This is a genomic window from Lysobacter sp. Root494 (genome assembly GCF_001427225.1).
In the GTDB taxonomy this organism is placed as follows: Bacteria; Pseudomonadota; Gammaproteobacteria; order Xanthomonadales; family Xanthomonadaceae; genus Agrilutibacter.
The window spans coordinates 1-16,804 of the sequence record NZ_LMFH01000011.1; the positions used below are offsets into that span (position 1 = coordinate 1).

Genomic DNA, 16,804 nt, shown 5'->3' on the forward strand with positions numbered 1-16,804 from the left:
TGCGTTTCGCGATCCGCGAAGGCGGCCGCACGGTCGGCGCCGGCGTGGTGTCGAAGATCCTGAAGTGACGAACTGACCCAGGCGCGCCTTGCGCGCCCAGGTTGTCGGTTCGTCATCCCCGCGGCTATGAGTGGGGATCCAGCGATCTGGCTTTAAAGTATTACCGCGCACCGACTCCGGTCGGTACGCACGGAAAGCAAAAGAATCAGGCGTGGCGGCGCAAGCCGCCGTTGCCTTTTTCAGAAGCGGCCCAAACAGTTCGAGCAATACACGCCAGTAGCTCAATTGGCAGAGCAGCGGTCTCCAAAACCGCAGGTTGGGGGTTCGAGTCCCTCCTGGCGTGCCACTTACATGTACGGGCGGACCCTTCCGCCATCGGCTCCGGGCCGGTACAAGCCGGGCCGGTACAACAAATCAGATGACGCGGCTTCGGGTCGCGCAATGGACCGAATGAACAGCAAGGTCGAACAACCCGGCTCGTCGGCTTCCGGCGGCGATATCGTCAAATACGTGCTGGCCCTGGCGCTCGTCGCCGCAGGCGTGTTCGCGTTCTACTGGTTCAGCGACTGGGCGACCGTGCTGCGCGGTCTCGTCGTCGCAGCCGGCCTGATCGCCGGTGCGGTGGTGTTTCTGACCACGGCCAAGGGCGCGCAGACCCGTGAATTCCTGTCGGAATCGCGCTTCGAACTGCGCAAGGTCGTGTGGCCGACGCGCCAGGAAGCGCTGCGCACCACCTGGGTCGTGATGATCGCGGTTCTGATCCTGAGTCTGATCCTGGCTGGCTTTGACGTGGTCATCCAGTGGGCAGTCAAGTTCCTGCTACAGCGCTGAGGAGAGAACAGTGACGGAAAGCAACAACAAGCGCTGGTATGTCGTCCATGCCTACTCTGGCTTCGAGAAGTCGGTGGCACAGGCGCTGCGCGATCGCATCATTCGCGAAGGGATGCAGGACCGGTTCGGCGATGTGTTGGTCCCGACCGAAGAGGTCGTGGAAATGCGTTCCGGCCAGAAGCGTCGTTCCGAGCGCAAGTTCTTCCCGGGCTATGTCCTGGTCCAGATCGCTACCCACGACGAAGCGGGCATTCCTCGCATCGACAACGAGAGCTGGCACCTGATCAAGGAAACCCCGAAGGTGATGGGCTTTATCGGCGGAACCGCCGATCGCCCGCTGCCGATCAAGGATTCCGAAGCCGACATGATCCTGCAGCGCGTTCAGGAAGGCGTGGAGAAGCCCAAGCCGAAGGTGCTGTTCGAGCCGGGCGAGATGGTCCGCGTCACCGACGGCCCGTTCGTGGACTTCAACGGCGTGGTCGAGGAAATCAACTACGACAAGAGCCGCCTGCGTGTGGCGGTGCTCATTTTTGGCCGCTCGACCCCGGTCGAACTGGAATTCGGCCAAGTCGAAAAGGCGAAGTAAAGCCGCCCACGGCTGCAAAGCCCTGCTATACTTTCCGGCTCGCTGCCTCAGGCGCGAGCCATCCGGAACCACAGCCGCCTGCCAAGGGCGGCTGTCGGCGTCTGGAAAGAATGCAAAACGTGAAGCCGGGACACGCGATTTTCCCGGTCCGATGGGGAGCCTGAACAACAGGCGCTAGCACCCGGAGAGAAAAAATGGCTAAGAAAGTAGTTGGCTACATCAAGCTTCAGGTCAAGGCCGGCCAGGCCAACCCGTCGCCGCCGGTGGGTCCCGCCCTCGGTCAGCGCGGCCTGAACATCATGGAGTTCTGCAAGGCGTTCAACGCAGCGACCTCCAAGCTCGAGCCGGGTCTGCCGACCCCGGTCATCATCACCGCGTACTCGGACCGCACCTTCACCTTCGTCACCAAGTCGACCCCGGCTTCGGTGCTGCTGAAGAAGGCTGCCGGCATCCAGTCCGGTTCCAAGCGCCCGAACACCGACAAGGTGGGCAAGGTCACCCGCAAGCAGCTCGAAGACATCGCCAAGGCGAAGGAAGCCGACCTGACCGCGGCCGACCTGGACGCGGCGGTGAAGACGATTGCGGGCTCGGCCCGTTCCATGGGTCTGGTGGTGGAGGGCTAAGTCATGGCAATGAACAAGCGACAGAAGGCCATCACGGCCGCAGTGGTTCCGGGCAAGACCTACGGCTTCGACGAAGCCATCAAGATTCTCAAGACCGCGACCAAGGCCAAGTTCGTCGAGTCCGTCGACGTGGCCGTGCGCCTGGGCGTGGATGCGAAGAAGTCCGACCAGCAGGTGCGCGGTTCGACCGTGTTGCCCGCCGGTACCGGCAAGTCCGTGCGCGTGGCGGTGTTCGCCCCGGCCGGCGCGAAGGCTGACGAAGCCCTCGCCGCTGGCGCCGACATCGTCGGCATGGACGACCTGGCCGAGAAGATGCAGGCCGGCGACCTGAACTACGACGTGGTCATCGCTACCCCGGACGCCATGCGTGTCGTCGGCAAGCTGGGTCAGGTGCTCGGTCCGCGCGGCCTGATGCCGAACCCGAAGGTCGGCACCGTTTCGCCGAACCCGGCCGAAGCGGTCAAGAACGCCAAGGGCGGTCAGGTGCGTTACCGCACCGACAAGGCCGGCATCATCCACTGCACCATCGGCAAGGCTTCCTTCCAGGACGCCGACCTGAAGGGCAACCTCGAAGCGCTGCTGCATGACCTGATCAAGGCCAAGCCGGCGACCTCTAAGGGCCAGTACCTGCAGAAGATTGCGATCAGCACCACCATGGGCCCCGGCGTGACCGTGGACCAGGCGTCGCTGGCGCTCAAGTGACGAATTGACCCGCGCGCGCATTGCGCGCGCGGCTTTGTCAATTCGTCATCCCCGCATGCTTCAAGCGGGGATCCAGTGACTAGGTTGTTGCTGTCGAAGTTCAAATTCAAAGCCCCAGAAATTCCGCTTCACGGGAACAACGGGCAAAGAGGCGAGCGGAGCGCAATCTCCGCCCGCCAAGTTTTTGAGGGCATCGCCGAAGACTTCGGTTCGAAGCGATCGCCGTCAAAGACCGCAGGCGCGGTCAGCGCGTGACGACGACGGGCAGGGAGCTCGTACTGGCAAGGAATCGCCGTCGCCACCAGCGGGATCGCTTAATCCTCGCAAGAGGCCAGCCTGCGTAGATGGTGAAGCCCCCTCTGGAAATTCCGGAAGGGCCACCACCGGGATGCGCAAGCATCCCCGGCGTCACGGATGGCGCCGCCCAGGACCGCAAGCGGCAGGAGCCGTGAGCGGAGTTCAATTGGAGGAGTGCAATGGCTCTCAATCTGTCCCAGAAGCAAGAAGTAGTCGCCGAGCTGGCAGAAGTCGCAGCGAAGGCCCACTCCTTGGTCGCAGCCGAATACGCGGGCACCACGGTCAGCCAGATGACCGCGATGCGCAAGAAGGCCCGCGAAACCGGTGTGTACTTGCGAGTTGTCAAGAACACGCTGGCCGCACGCGCCGTCGCCGGTACCGAGTTCGAGGTCGTCAAGGACGTCCTGACCGGTCCGCTGCTGTACGCGTTCTCGACCGAGGAACCCGGCGCTGCCGGTCGTCTGATCAAGGAATTCGCGAAGGGTAACGACAAGCTCAAGGCCAAGGTCGTGTCGGTGGAAGGCAAGCTGCTTCCCGCCGCGCACGTCGAAGTCCTGGCCTCGCTGCCGACCCGCGAACAGGCCCTGGCCATGCTGGCCCGCGTCCTGGCCGAGCCGGCCTCGATGTTTGCCCGCGCCGTCAAGGCCGTGGCCGACAAGCAGGGTGGCGGCGAAGCCGCTCCTGTCGAAGCCACCGCCGAAGCCTGATCCGCGAAGCGACTCAACCAACCGATTCGTAAGACTCGTCTTACCAAACAATTTCCAGAGGTAAATCAAATGTCCCTTTCCAACGAACAGATCGTCGACGCCATCGCCGCCAAGTCGCTGATGGAAGTGATGGACCTGGTGAAGGCCATCGAAGACAAGTTCGGCGTCACCGCCGCTGCCCCGGTCATGATGGCCGGTCCGGCCGCTGCCGCTGCCCCGGTCGAAGAACAGACCGAGTTCACCGTCGTGCTGAAGAGCGCCGGCGACAAGAAGGTCGACGTCATCAAGGCTGTCCGCGCCATCACCGGCCTGGGCCTGAAGGAAGCCAAGGACCTCACCGAGGCCGGTGGCGTCCTGAAGGAAGCCGTGTCGAAGGACGACGCCGCCAAGTACAAGAAGGACCTGGAAGCTGCTGGCGCGACCGTCGAGGTCAAGTAAGCAGTATCCGTGTCGCCGGCAGATCGTGCCGGCGGCCACCAGAGGCTGGAGCCGGAAGGCTCCGGCCTTTGGCCGTTAAAGAAGTAGCGCAAAAGACAGCATCAAAACCGCAGTCAGGTGGGCAGCAAGACACCTGGTTCGAATGGACAGAAAGGCAGTCTGGACTCCGCATCGCTCTATCCGGACTGCATCAGATTCACGAGCGGCGCAGAAAACCAACCGAGTTGAGTTGGTAGTTGGAAGCAGCTTCAGAGGGCGTGCGGGTGCCGGCAATACCCGCGGCTTCCAACTGACAGTTCACAAATCTTCCCCTAGGGAGTCGTGACGAGGAACGAATTTCATCGATCGCCGCAATGCGTCCTTTGATGAATCGTGTTTCCGCGTCCCCGACTTCCGGCTCCAGAACAGAGGCGGCAGCTCCCCATGACGACAGCTTCCAAAACGAACTATTCGTTCACCGAAAAGAAGCGCATCCGCAAGAACTTCGGCAAGCGCCGGTCGATTCTCGAAGTTCCGTTCCTGCTCGCGATCCAGGTCGATTCCTACCGCGAGTTCCTGCAGGAAAACATCGACGCCGCCAAGCGCGATGACAAGGGCCTGCATGCGGCGCTGAAGTCGGTGTTCCCGATCGTCAGCTACAGCGGCAATGCCGCGCTGGAATACGTTGGCTACAAGCTGGGTGAGCCGCCGTTCGACGAGCGCGAATGCCGCAACCGTGGCCTCTCCTACGGCGCCCCGCTGCGCGTGACCGTGCGCCTGGTGATCTACGACCGCGAGTCGTCGACCAAGGCCATCAAGTACGTGAAGGAGCAGGAGGTCTACATGGGCGAGATCCCGCTCATGACCGAAAACGGCACCTTCATCGTCAATGGCACCGAGCGCGTCATCGTTTCGCAGCTGCACCGTTCGCCAGGCGTGTTCTTCGACCACGACCGCGGCAAGACGCATTCGTCGGGCAAGCTGCTGTACAGCGCCCGCATCATTCCTTACCGCGGCTCGTGGCTGGATTTCGAGTTCGACCCGAAGGACGCGCTGTTCACCCGTATCGACCGTCGCCGCAAGCTGCCGGTGACCGTGCTGCTGCGCGCGCTCGGTTACAACAACGAGGAAATGCTGCGCGAGTTCTTCGAGATCAACACCTTCCATATCGATCCGAAGGAAGGCGTCCAGCTCGAACTCGTGCCCGAGCGCCTGCGTGGCGAAACGCTCGACTTCGACCTCGCCGATGGCGACAAGGTCATCGTCGAAGCCGGCAAGCGCATCACCGCGCGCCACGTCAAGCAGCTCGAGCAGTCGGGTATCGCCGCGCTGGCGGTGCCGGATACGTACCTCATCGGTCGCATCCTCTCGCACGACGTCGTCGACCCGAACACCGGCGAACTGCTGGCGCTGGCCAACGACGAAATCAACGACGACCACCTGGCCAAGTTCCGCAAGGCCGGTGTGGCCGCCGTGGGCACGCTGTGGGTCAACGACCTCGATCGTGGTGCCTACATCTCCAACACGCTGCGCATCGATGGGAGCAAGACCCAGCTCGAAGCGCTCGTCGAGATCTACCGCATGATGCGTCCGGGCGAACCGCCGACCAAGGACGCCGCGCAGAACCTGTTCCACAACCTGTTCTTCACCTTCGAGCGCTACGACCTGTCGGGCGTCGGCCGGATGAAGTTCAACCGTCGCCTCGGCCGCAAGGAAGTCACCGGCGCGTCCATCCTGTACGACGCGAAGTACTACGCCGAGCGCAAGGACGAAGAGTCCGCGCGCCTGCGCGCGGCGTGTGGCGGCATGTCCGACATCCTCGACGCGATCCGCGTGCTGACCGAGATCCGCAACGGCCGCGGCACCGTCGACGACATCGACCACCTGGGCAACCGTCGCGTGCGTTCGGTCGGCGAAATGGCCGAGAACGTATTCCGCGTCGGCCTGGTCCGCGTCGAGCGCGCCGTGAAGGAGCGCCTGTCGATGGCCGAGTCCGAAGGCCTCACGCCGCAGGAACTCATCAACGCCAAGCCGGTGGCAGCCGCGATCAAGGAATTCTTCGGTTCCTCGCAGCTGTCGCAGTTCATGGACCAGAACAACCCGCTGTCGGAAGTGACGCACAAGCGCCGCGTTTCCGCACTGGGCCCGGGCGGCCTGACCCGCGAACGCGCCGGCTTCGAAGTGCGCGACGTGCACCCGACCCACTACGGCCGCGTCTGCACCATCGAAACGCCTGAAGGCCCGAACATCGGCCTGATCAACTCGCTCGCCGTGTTCGCGCGCACCAATCGCTATGGCTTCCTCGAGACGCCGTACCGCAAGGTCGTGGAAGGCCGCGTCACCGACGACATCGAGTACCTGTCGGCGATTGAAGAGAACGAGTACGTCATCGCCCAGGCCAACGCGCCGCGCGACGAGAAGGGCCACATCACCGCCCAGTTCGTCGATTGCCGTTACCAGGGCGAGTCGCTGCTGAAGCCGCCGAGCGAGATCCACTTCATGGACGTCTCGCCGATGCAGACCGTATCGGTCGCGGCCGCGCTCGTGCCGTTCCTCGAGCACGACGACGCGAACCGCGCACTGATGGGCGCGAACATGCAGCGCCAGGCCGTGCCGACGCTGAAGTCGCAGAAGCCGCTGGTCGGTACCGGCATCGAGCGCGCCGTGGCGCGTGACTCGGGCGTGACCGTGAACGCACTGCGTGGCGGCGTGATCGAGCAGATCGACGCGGCGCGCATCGTGGTCAAGGTCAACGAGAGCGAGATCGTCGGCGAGCACGATGCCGGCGTCGATATCTACAACCTGATCAAGTACACCCGTTCGAACCAGAACACCTGCATCAACCAGTCTCCGCTGGTGAAGGTGGGCAATGTCGTGGCGCGCGGCGACGTGCTGGCCGACGGTCCTTCGACCGACATCGGCGAGCTCGCGCTCGGCCAGAACATGCTGGTCGCGTTCATGCCGTGGAACGGCTACAACTTCGAAGACTCGATCCTGCTCTCCGAGCGCGTGGTCGAAGAGGATCGCTACACCACGATCCACATCGAAGAACTCACCGTCCAGGCACGCGACACCAAGCTCGGGCCGGAAGAAATCTCCGCCGACATCCCGAACGTTTCCGAGCAGGCGTTGAACCGCCTCGACGAGTCGGGCGTGGTGTACATCGGTGCGGAAGTGCGCGCGGGCGACATCCTCGTGGGCAAGGTCACGCCGAAGGGCGAGAGCCAGCTGACGCCGGAAGAAAAGCTGCTGCGCGCGATCTTCGGCGAGAAGGCATCCGACGTTAAGGACAGCTCGCTGCGCGTGCCCCCGGGCATGGACGGCGTCGTCATCGACGTGCAGGTCTTCACCCGCGACGGCATCGAGAAGGACAAGCGTGCGCGCCAGATCGAAGAGTCTGAAATCAAGCGCGTCAAGAAGGATTTCGACGACCAGTTCCGCATCCTCGAAGCCGCGATCTACGACCGCCTGCGCGGCCAGCTGATCGGTCGCGTCGCCAACGGCGGCGCCAGTCTGAAGAAGGGCGATACCGTCACTTCGCTCGTGCTGGACAGCATGTCGAAGAAGGACTGGTTCACCCTGCGCATGAAGGATGACGAAGCCGTCGAAGCCATCGAGCGCGCGCAGAAGCAGATCGAAGCCCACGAAAAGGAATTCGAGAAGCGTTTCCAGGACAAGCGCGCCAAGATCACCCAGGGCGACGACCTCGCTCCGGGCGTGCTGAAGATGGTCAAGGTCTTCCTCGCCGTTAAGCGCCGCATCCAGCCGGGCGACAAGATGGCTGGCCGCCACGGCAACAAGGGCGTCGTGTCGACGATCGTTCCGGTCGAAGACATGCCCTACATGGCGAACGGCGAGACCGTCGACATCGTGCTGAACCCGCTGGGCGTGCCTTCGCGCATGAACATCGGCCAGGTGCTGGAAGTCCACTTGGGCTGGGCTGCAAAGGGCCTGGGCCAGAAGATCCAGCGCATGCTCGAGTCGCAGCAGAAGGTCGCAGAGCTGCGCAAGTTCCTCGACGAGATCTACAACCACGATCGCACCACGCACGAGGAACGTGTCGACCTCAAGCAGTTCTCGGATGACGAGCTGCTGACGCTGGCGAAGAACCTCACCGACGGCGTGCCGATGGCAACGCCGGTGTTCGACGGCGCGGACGAAACCGAGATCAAGCGCATGCTCGAACTCGCGGAGCTTCCGCTCAGCGGCCAGACCCAGTTGTATGACGGCCGCACTGGCGAACCGTTCGATCGCCACACCACGGTCGGCTACATGCACATGCTGAAGCTGAATCACCTGGTGGACGACAAGATGCACGCGCGTTCGACCGGTCCGTACTCGCTCGTCACCCAGCAGCCGCTGGGCGGCAAGGCGCAGTTCGGCGGCCAGCGTTTCGGCGAAATGGAAGTCTGGGCGCTGGAAGCTTACGGCGCGGCCTACACCCTGCAGGAAATGCTGACGGTGAAGTCCGACGACGTGCAGGGCCGCAACCAGATGTACAAGAACATCGTCGACGGCGAGTACGAGATGGTCGCCGGCATGCCGGAGTCCTTCAACGTGCTGGTGAAGGAAATCCGCTCGCTCGCGATCAACATGGAGCTGGAAGAGACCTGAGCACAAGGCGGGAAGCGCAGCGGAACGCGCGCTTCCCGCCCCACTGATTCAGCGATCCACAGCCCTCGACGAATTCCTCCTTCCGGAGAAAACAAATGAAAGACCTGCTTAATCTCTTCAACCAGCAGCGCCCGGTGATCGACTTCGATGCGATCAAGATTGCGCTGGCTTCGCCGGACCTGATCCGTTCTTGGTCCTACGGCGAAGTGAAGAAGCCGGAAACCATCAACTACCGCACCTTCAAGCCGGAACGCGACGGCCTGTTCTGCGCCGCGATCTTTGGTCCGATCAAGGACTACGAGTGCCTGTGCGGCAAGTACAAGCGCATGAAGCACCGCGGCGTGGTCTGCGAAAAGTGCGGCACCGAAGTCACGCTGGCCAAGGTGCGCCGTGAGCGCATGGGCCACATCGACCTGGCTTCGCCGGTCGCGCACATCTGGTTCCTCAAGTCGCTGCCGTCGCGCATCGGCCTGATGCTGGACATGACCCTGCGTGATATCGAGCGCATCCTGTACTTCGAAGCGTACGTCGTGACCGAGCCGGGCCTGACCCCGATGGAACGCGGCATGCTGCTCAACGAAGAGCAGTACATGCAGGCGCGCCAGGAGCACGGCGACGACTTCGAAGCCGCGATGGGCGCCGAAGCCGTCTATGACCTGCTGCGCACGATCGACCTGCAGTCGGAAATGATCCAGCTGAAGGAAGACATCGCTTCCACCGGTTCGGAAACCAAGCTCAAGCGCCTCACCAAGCGCATCAAGCTGGTCGAAGCCTTCCTCGAATCCGGCAACCGTCCGGAGTGGATGGTCATGACCGTGCTGCCGGTGCTGCCGCCGGACCTGCGTCCGCTGGTGCCGCTGGATGGCGGCCGTTTCGCGACGTCGGATCTCAACGACCTGTACCGCCGCGTCATCAACCGCAACAACCGCCTGCGCCGCCTGCTCGAACTCAACGCGCCCGACATCATCGTGCGCAACGAGAAGCGCATGTTGCAGGAATCGGTCGACGCGCTGATGGACAACGGCCGTCGCGGCCGTGCGATCACCGGTACCAACAAGCGCCCGCTCAAGTCGCTCGCCGACATGATCAAGGGCAAGCAGGGCCGCTTCCGCCAGAACCTGCTCGGCAAGCGCGTCGACTACTCCGGCCGTTCGGTCATCGTGGTCGGTCCGTACCTCAAGCTGCACCAGTGCGGCCTGCCGAAGAAAATGGCGCTCGAGCTGTTCAAGCCTTTCATCTTCGCCAAGCTGCAGCGTCGTGGTCTCGCCACCACGATCAAGGCTGCGAAGAAGCTGGTCGAACGTGAAGAAGCGATGGTGTGGGACATCCTCGAAGAGGTGATCCGCGAGCATCCGGTGCTGCTCAACCGCGCACCGACCCTGCACCGCCTCGGCATCCAGGCGTTCGAGCCTGTGCTGATCGAAGGCAAGGCGATCCAGCTGCATCCGCTGGTCTGCACCGCGTTCAACGCCGACTTCGACGGTGACCAGATGGCCGTCCACGTGCCGCTCTCGCTGGAAGCCCAGCTGGAAGCGCGCGCGCTGATGATGTCGTCGAACAACATCCTGTCGCCGGCGAACGGCGAGCCGATCATCGTGCCGTCGCAGGACGTCGTGCTCGGCCTGTACTACATGTCGCGCGCCCTCGAGAACAAGAAGGGCGAAGGCATGGCGTTCGCCAATGTCGCCGAAGTCAAGCGCGCCTACGACAACCGCGCCGTCGAATTGCACGCCAAGTGCAAGGTGCGCATCACCGAAACGGTGGTTGCCGAGGACGGATCGCGTTCGCAGAAGACCTCGGTCGTCGACACGACCGTGGGTCGTGCGCTGCTGCGCGAGATCCTGCCGGAAGGCCTGCCGTTCGCGCTCGCGAACGTCGAGCTGACCAAGAAGAACATCTCGCGCCTGATCAACTCGTGCTACCGCATGCTTGGCCTGAAGGACACCGTGGTGTTCGCCGACCAGCTGATGTACACGGGCTTCAGCTATGCCACCCGCGCAGGCGTGTCGATCGGCATCGACGACATGAAGATCCCGCCGGAGAAGAAGGGCATCCTGGCCGAAGCCGAGCAGGAAGTCCTCGACATCCAGCAGCAGTACCAGTCGGGCCTCGTCACCGCCGGCGAACGCTACAACAAGGTCGTCGACATCTGGTCGCGCACCAACGAGCGCGTGGCCAAGGCCATGATGGACACGATCGGCACCGACACCGTGATCAATGCGGAAGGCAAGCAGGTCCCGCAGAAGTCGATGAACTCGATCTACATCATGGCCGACTCGGGTGCGCGTGGTTCGCAGGCCCAGATCCGCCAGCTGGCCGGTATGCGCGGCCTGATGGCCAAGCCGGACGGCTCGATCATCGAGACGCCGATTACGGCGAACTTCCGCGAAGGCCTGAACGTCCTCCAGTACTTCATCTCGACCCACGGTGCCCGTAAGGGTCTTGCCGATACGGCACTGAAAACGGCCAATTCCGGTTACCTGACCCGTCGCCTCGTCGACGTGGCGCAGGACGTGGTCATCACCGAAACCGATTGCGGCACGCTCGACGGCCTGATGATGACCCCGATCGTCGAAGGCGGCGACGTGGTCGAGCCGCTGCGCGACCGCGTGCTGGGCCGTGTCGTGGCCGAGGACGTGTTCCTGCCAGGCAACGACGAGGATCCGATCGTCACCCGCAACACGCTGCTCGACGAAGCCTGGGTGCAGAACCTCGAAGACGCCGGCGTGCAGGCGATCAAGGTGCGTTCGACCATCACCTGCCAGAGCTCGTTCGGCGTGTGTTCGCATTGCTACGGTCGCGACCTCGGCCGCGGCCACCTGGTCAACCACGGCGAAGCGGTCGGTGTTGTCGCCGCGCAGTCGATCGGTGAGCCGGGCACCCAGCTGACCATGCGTACGTTCCACATCGGTGGTGCGGCCTCGCGTGCGGCCGCCATCGACAACGTGACGGTCAAGACCACCGGTTCGATCAAGTACAACAACCTGAAGTTCGTCGAACACAGCCAGGGCCACCGCGTGGCGGTGTCGCGTTCGGGTGAACTGTCGGTCCTCGACAACCACGGCCGCGAGCGCGAGCGTTACAAGCTGCCTTACGGTGCGACCATCGCGGTCAAGGACGGCGCGGAAATCAAGGCCGGCCAGCAGGTCGCCAACTGGGATCCGCATAACCACCCGATCGTGTCCGAAGTGGCCGGCACCATGCGTTTCATCGACTTCATCGACGGCGTCACCGTCATCGAGAAGACCGACGAACTGACCGGCCTGGCCTCGCGCGAGATCACCGATCCCAAGCGTCGCGGCTCGCAGGGCAAGGACCTGCGCCCGATCGTGCGCATCGTCGACAAGAACGGCAAGGACCTGAACATCCCGGGTACCGACCTGCCGGCGCAGTACATGCTGCCGCCGCGTTCGATCGTCAACCTGCAGGACGGCGCTGCGGTCGGCGTGGGTGACGTGGTCGCGAAGATTCCGCAGGAAGCTTCGAAGACCCGCGACATCACCGGTGGTCTGCCGCGCGTGGCCGACCTGTTCGAAGCGCGCAAGCCGAAGGACCCGGCGATCCTCGCCGAGATCTCAGGCATCGTCTCGTTCGGCAAGGACACCAAGGGCAAGCAGCGCCTGATCATCAAGCCGATCGATGGTGAAGAGCACGAAGAGCTTATCCCGAAGTACCGTCAGATCATCGTGTTCGAAGGCGAGCACGTGGAGAAGGGCGAGACAGTCGTGGACGGCGAACCGAGCCCGCAGGACATCCTGCGCCTGCTCGGCGTCGAGCCGCTGGCCGTGTACCTGACCAAGGAAATCCAGGACGTCTATCGCCTGCAGGGCGTGAAGATCAACGACAAGCACATCGAGGTGATCGTTCGCCAGATGCTGCGCAAGGTCGAGATCACCGACGGCGGCGACAGCAAGTTCCTCAATGGCGAGCAGGTCGAGCGCCAGCGCTTCGTCGAGGAAAATGCCCGCCTTCAGTCGAAGGGCGAGATCCTGGCCAAGTCCGATCCGGTCCTGCTGGGCATCACCAAGGCCTCGCTGGCGACCGAGTCGTTCATCTCGGCGGCTTCGTTCCAGGAGACCACCCGCGTCCTCACCGAGGCGGCGGTCCGCGGTACCCGTGACGGCCTGCGTGGCCTGAAGGAGAACGTGATCGTCGGTCGCCTGATCCCGGCCGGTACCGGTTTGGCCTACCACACGGCGCGCCGCCGCTCGGCCTCCGGCCTGACCGAGTCCGAGCTGGAGACGCTGTCGGGTGGTTCGGCCACCGAGGCCCAGGCGACCGAAGGCGCGGAAACCGAGGCTTCGACCGAGGAATAAGCGTCACCGGGGCTACGGTCCGCCAATGCGGCGGCCGTAGCCGGTTATCGGGCTACAAAACCAAAAAGAAGCACGCTATACTTGCGCGCTTTCCGACGCCCGGCCTTTCAAGGAAGGGCGTCCAGATCACCAAAAGAGGCGCACGGAGCGCCTCGTGTTGGGCCCAGGGTCGGGCGGGATCGCTGAGTTTCCCCGGGTGCGCATTGACGTATTTGGGGCGGATAGTCCGCGCTGGCGCCAAACGCCAGGCGCGGGCTATGTGTTTTCGTCTCGGTGGTCCGGAATCATCCGGGCTGCCGTCGTTTTCAGAAGTTTCACCCCAGGCTTCGGCCTTCAATCAAAGAGTCACAGATGGCGACGATCAATCAGCTGGTGCGCAAGCCGCGCAACCCTGAAACCTACAAGAGCGCCTCGCCGGCGCTGGCGAACTGCCCGCAGCGTCGTGGCGTTTGCACCCGCGTCTACACCACCACCCCGAAGAAGCCGAACTCGGCGCTCCGCAAGGTGGCCAAGGTGCGTCTCACCAACGGCTACGAAATCATTTCGTACATCGGCGGCGAAGGCCACAACCTGCAGGAGCACTCCGTGGTGCTGATCCGCGGCGGCCGCGTGAAAGACCTTCCGGGTGTGCGTTACCACACCGTGCGTGGTTCGCTCGACGCCGCTGGCGTGACCAAGCGTCGCCAGAGCCGCTCGAAGTACGGGGCCAAGCGTCCGAAGTCCTGATCCCAGGTTCAGATCCCGTCGCTGTGTCCGCAGCGGCTTCTTCAAAGATTTAGAGAAAGGTACGCACCATGTCGCGTAAAGGTTCCACTCCGCAGCGTTCGGTCCTGCCCGATCCCAAGCACGGCAGCGAGACGATCGCGCGCTTCATCAACATGGTCATGCAGAGCGGCAAGAAGTCGATCGCTGAAAAGATCGTCTATGGCGCCATGGACGTGATCAGTGAAAAGAACGCCAATGCCGTCGAGCTGATCGAAAAGGCGCTGGGCAACGTGTCCCCGGCGGTCGAGGTCAAGTCCCGCCGTGTCGGTGGCGCGACGTACCAGGTCCCCGTTGAAGTCCGTTCGTCGCGCCGCCTGGCGCTGGCGATGCGCTGGCTGATCGAGTCGGCCCGCAAGCGTGGCGAGAACAGCATGCCGCGCAAGCTGGCTGCCGAGCTGCTGGACGCTTCCGAAAACCGTGGTGGCGCGATCAAGAAGCGCGAAGAAACCCACCGCATGGCGGAAGCGAACAAGGCGTTCGCGCACTACCGCTGGTAATCCGGGCGCCGCGTTCGTCGCGGCATGTCTGAACCAGCTTTCTGCCGTGGCGACGTCCCGTCGCCCGGCAAACCGGACGCCGCCCCTGAGGCGGCATCCGGCCATCTGCAGATCGCAGTTCAAAGATCGCAAACCAATAGAGAGTGACCCGTGGCCCGCACCACTCCCATCGAGCGTTATCGCAACTTCGGCATCATGGCCCACATCGATGCCGGCAAGACCACCACGTCTGAGCGCATCCTTTTCTATACCGGCGTCAGCCATAAGATCGGCGAAGTGCACGAAGGCGCCGCCGTCATGGACTGGATGGAGCAGGAGCAGGAACGCGGCATCACCATCACGTCCGCGGCGACGACGGCGTTCTGGACCGGCATGGACAAGTCCCTGCCGCAGCACCGCTTCAACATCATCGACACCCCAGGCCACGTCGACTTCACCATCGAAGTCGAGCGTTCGCTGCGCGTGCTCGACGGCGCCGTGTTCGTGCTGTGCGCTGTCGGTGGCGTGCAGCCGCAGTCCGAGACCGTGTGGCGCCAGGCCAACAAGTACTCCGTGCCGCGCATGGCGTTCGTCAACAAGATGGACCGCACCGGCGCCAACTTCGACAAGGTCGTCGAGCAGCTCAAGGCCCGCCTTGGCGCTTACGCCGTGCCGATGCAGGTGCCGATCGGCGCCGAAGACGGCTTCGAGGGCGTCGTCGACTTGCTCAAGATGAAAGCCATCCATTGGGATGTGGCTTCGCAGGGCACCAAGTTCGAATACCGCGACATTCCGGCCGAGCTGCAGGGCAAGGCAGAGGAAGCGCGCGCCTTCATGATCGAGGCCGCTGCCGAAGCGACCGAAGAACTGATGGACAAGTACCTCAACGAGGGCGAACTGTCTGAGGAAGAGATCATCGCCGGCCTGCGTGCGCGCACGCTGAAGGTCGAGATCGTCCCGGTTTTCTGTGGCTCCGCGTTCAAGAACAAGGGCGTGCAGGCCATGCTCGACGGCGTAGTCAACCTGTTGCCGTCGCCGGCCGATCGTCCGCCGGTGCAGGGCATCGATGAGAACGACAAGGAAGACACCCGCACGGCTGACGACAAGGCACCGTTCTCGGCACTGGCGTTCAAGATCATGACGGACCCGTTCGTGGGTTCGCTGACGTTCTTCCGTGTCTACTCGGGCGTGCTCAACTCCGGCGACCAGGTCTTCAACCCGGTCAAGTCGAAGAAGGAACGCGTGGGCCGCATCCTGCAGATGCACGCCAACCAGCGTGACGAAATCAAGGAAGTCCGCGCCGGCGACATCGCCGCGGCCGTGGGTCTGAAGGACGTGACCACCGGCGACACGCTGTGCGCGCAGGATCACGTCATCACGCTCGAGCGCATGACCTTCCCGGAACCCGTCATTTCGATGGCGGTCGAGCCGAAGACCAAGTCGGATCAGGAAAAGATGGGCATGGCCCTGGGCCGCCTGGCGCAGGAAGATCCTTCGTTCCGCGTACGCACCGACGAGGAATCCGGCCAGACAATCATCGCCGGCATGGGCGAGCTGCACCTCGACATCATCGTCGATCGCATGCGCCGCGAGTTCAACGTGGAAGCCAACGTCGGCAAGCCGCAGGTGGCCTACCGCGAAACGATCCGCAAGTCGGACGTCAAGTCGGACTACAAGCACGCCAAGCAGTCGGGTGGTAAGGGTCAGTACGGTCACGTGGTGATCGAGCTGTCGCCGATGACGGAAGCCGACAAGGCCAATCCGGATGTCGAGAACGATTTCCTGTTCGTCAACGACATTACCGGCGGCGTGATTCCGAAGGAATTCATCCCGGCGGTCGAGAAGGGCCTGCGCGAAACCATCACCAGCGGTCCGCTCGCGGGCTTCCCGGTGGTGGGCGTGAAGACGAAGCTCGTGTTCGGTTCGTACCACGACGTCGACTCGTCGGAAATGGCGTTCAAGCTCGCCGCGTCGATGGCGTTCAAGGAAGGCTTCCGCAAGGCCGATCCGGTCCTGCTCGAGCCGATGATGAAGGTCGAAGTCGTGACGCCGGAAGAATATGTCGGTGACGTCATGGGCGACCTGAGCCGCCGTCGCGGCCTGCTCCAGGGCCAGGACGACACGCCGTCGGGCAAGACGATCAACGCCATGGTGCCGCTGGGCGAAATGTTCGGCTACGCGACCACCATCCGTTCGCTGACCCAGGGTCGCGCGACGTTCACGATGGAGTTCGATCACTACGCCGAGGCGCCGAACAACATCGCCGAAGCCGTGATGAAGAAGGGCTGATCTGTCCGGAGCACAGTTCCGGGCCGGCCTTTTTCAGACCAGATTTTCCAGTTCAACCAATACGTAATTCAAAGAGAGACATACCATGGCAAAGGGTAAGTTCGAGCGCACCAAGCCCCACGTAAACGTCGGCACGATCGGCCACGTGGACCACGGCAAGACCACGCTGACGGCAGCGCTG

At 63.3% G+C, this 16,804-nt stretch carries 12 protein-coding genes, 1 tRNA gene and 1 pseudogene; all 14 read left to right on the forward strand.

Annotated elements, in window-relative coordinates; translation table 11 throughout:
• Positions 1-68, forward strand: a pseudogene (locus ASD14_RS15845) (elongation factor Tu); the annotation flags it as partial.
• A 202-nt stretch (positions 69-270) separates the two neighbouring features.
• Positions 271-346 (forward strand) — tRNA-Trp (locus tag ASD14_RS15495).
• 104 nt (positions 347-450) lie between these two features.
• Positions 451-831 carry a preprotein translocase subunit SecE gene (gene secE / locus ASD14_RS15500; RefSeq protein WP_056136046.1) on the forward strand — a complete coding sequence of 127 codons (381 nt, stop codon included), beginning with the start codon at positions 451-453 and terminating at the stop codon, positions 829-831.
• 10 nt (positions 832-841) lie between these two features.
• Positions 842-1,417: a transcription termination/antitermination protein NusG gene (gene nusG, locus ASD14_RS15505; protein WP_056136049.1), complete on the forward strand. Its 576-nt coding sequence runs from the start codon at positions 842-844 to the stop codon at positions 1,415-1,417.
• 194 nt (positions 1,418-1,611) lie between these two features.
• Positions 1,612-2,040 carry a 50S ribosomal protein L11 gene (gene rplK / locus ASD14_RS15510; protein ID WP_056136052.1) on the forward strand — a complete coding sequence of 143 codons (429 nt, stop codon included), beginning with the start codon at positions 1,612-1,614 and terminating at the stop codon, positions 2,038-2,040.
• 3 nt (positions 2,041-2,043) lie between these two features.
• Positions 2,044-2,742, forward strand: coding sequence for a 50S ribosomal protein L1 (gene rplA, locus ASD14_RS15515; protein WP_056136055.1), 699 nt, complete (start codon positions 2,044-2,046; stop codon positions 2,740-2,742).
• A 476-nt stretch (positions 2,743-3,218) separates the two neighbouring features.
• Complete coding sequence (gene rplJ, locus ASD14_RS15520; protein WP_056136058.1) at positions 3,219-3,746, forward strand: 50S ribosomal protein L10; 528 nt, start codon at positions 3,219-3,221, stop codon at positions 3,744-3,746.
• A 69-nt stretch (positions 3,747-3,815) separates the two neighbouring features.
• Complete coding sequence (gene rplL / locus ASD14_RS15525) at positions 3,816-4,184, forward strand: 50S ribosomal protein L7/L12 (RefSeq protein WP_056136061.1); 369 nt, start codon at positions 3,816-3,818, stop codon at positions 4,182-4,184.
• 423 nt (positions 4,185-4,607) lie between these two features.
• Positions 4,608-8,777: a DNA-directed RNA polymerase subunit beta gene (gene rpoB / locus ASD14_RS15530; RefSeq protein WP_056136064.1), complete on the forward strand. Its 4,170-nt coding sequence runs from the start codon at positions 4,608-4,610 to the stop codon at positions 8,775-8,777.
• A gap of 95 nt (positions 8,778-8,872) precedes the next feature.
• Positions 8,873-13,093 (forward strand): DNA-directed RNA polymerase subunit beta', encoded by a 4,221-nt coding sequence (gene rpoC / locus ASD14_RS15535; RefSeq protein ID WP_056136067.1) that lies wholly within the window; start codon positions 8,873-8,875, stop codon positions 13,091-13,093.
• A 351-nt stretch (positions 13,094-13,444) separates the two neighbouring features.
• The gene (rpsL, locus tag ASD14_RS15540) at positions 13,445-13,819 is read left to right on the forward strand and encodes a 30S ribosomal protein S12 (protein ID WP_056136070.1); all 375 of its coding nucleotides are present in this window, start codon (positions 13,445-13,447) and stop codon (positions 13,817-13,819) included.
• Between the two features lie 68 nt (positions 13,820-13,887).
• On the forward strand, positions 13,888-14,355 hold the full coding sequence (gene rpsG / locus ASD14_RS15545) for a 30S ribosomal protein S7 (protein WP_056136073.1): 468 nt from the start codon (positions 13,888-13,890) through the stop codon (positions 14,353-14,355).
• 150 nt (positions 14,356-14,505) lie between these two features.
• A complete protein-coding gene (fusA, locus tag ASD14_RS15550) occupies positions 14,506-16,623 on the forward strand; it encodes an elongation factor G (protein WP_056136075.1) in 2,118 nt (705 codons plus the stop codon).
• A gap of 85 nt (positions 16,624-16,708) precedes the next feature.
• The coding region (locus tag ASD14_RS15555; protein WP_038054197.1) for a GTP-binding protein at positions 16,709-16,804 on the forward strand (96 nt) is incomplete at its 3' end.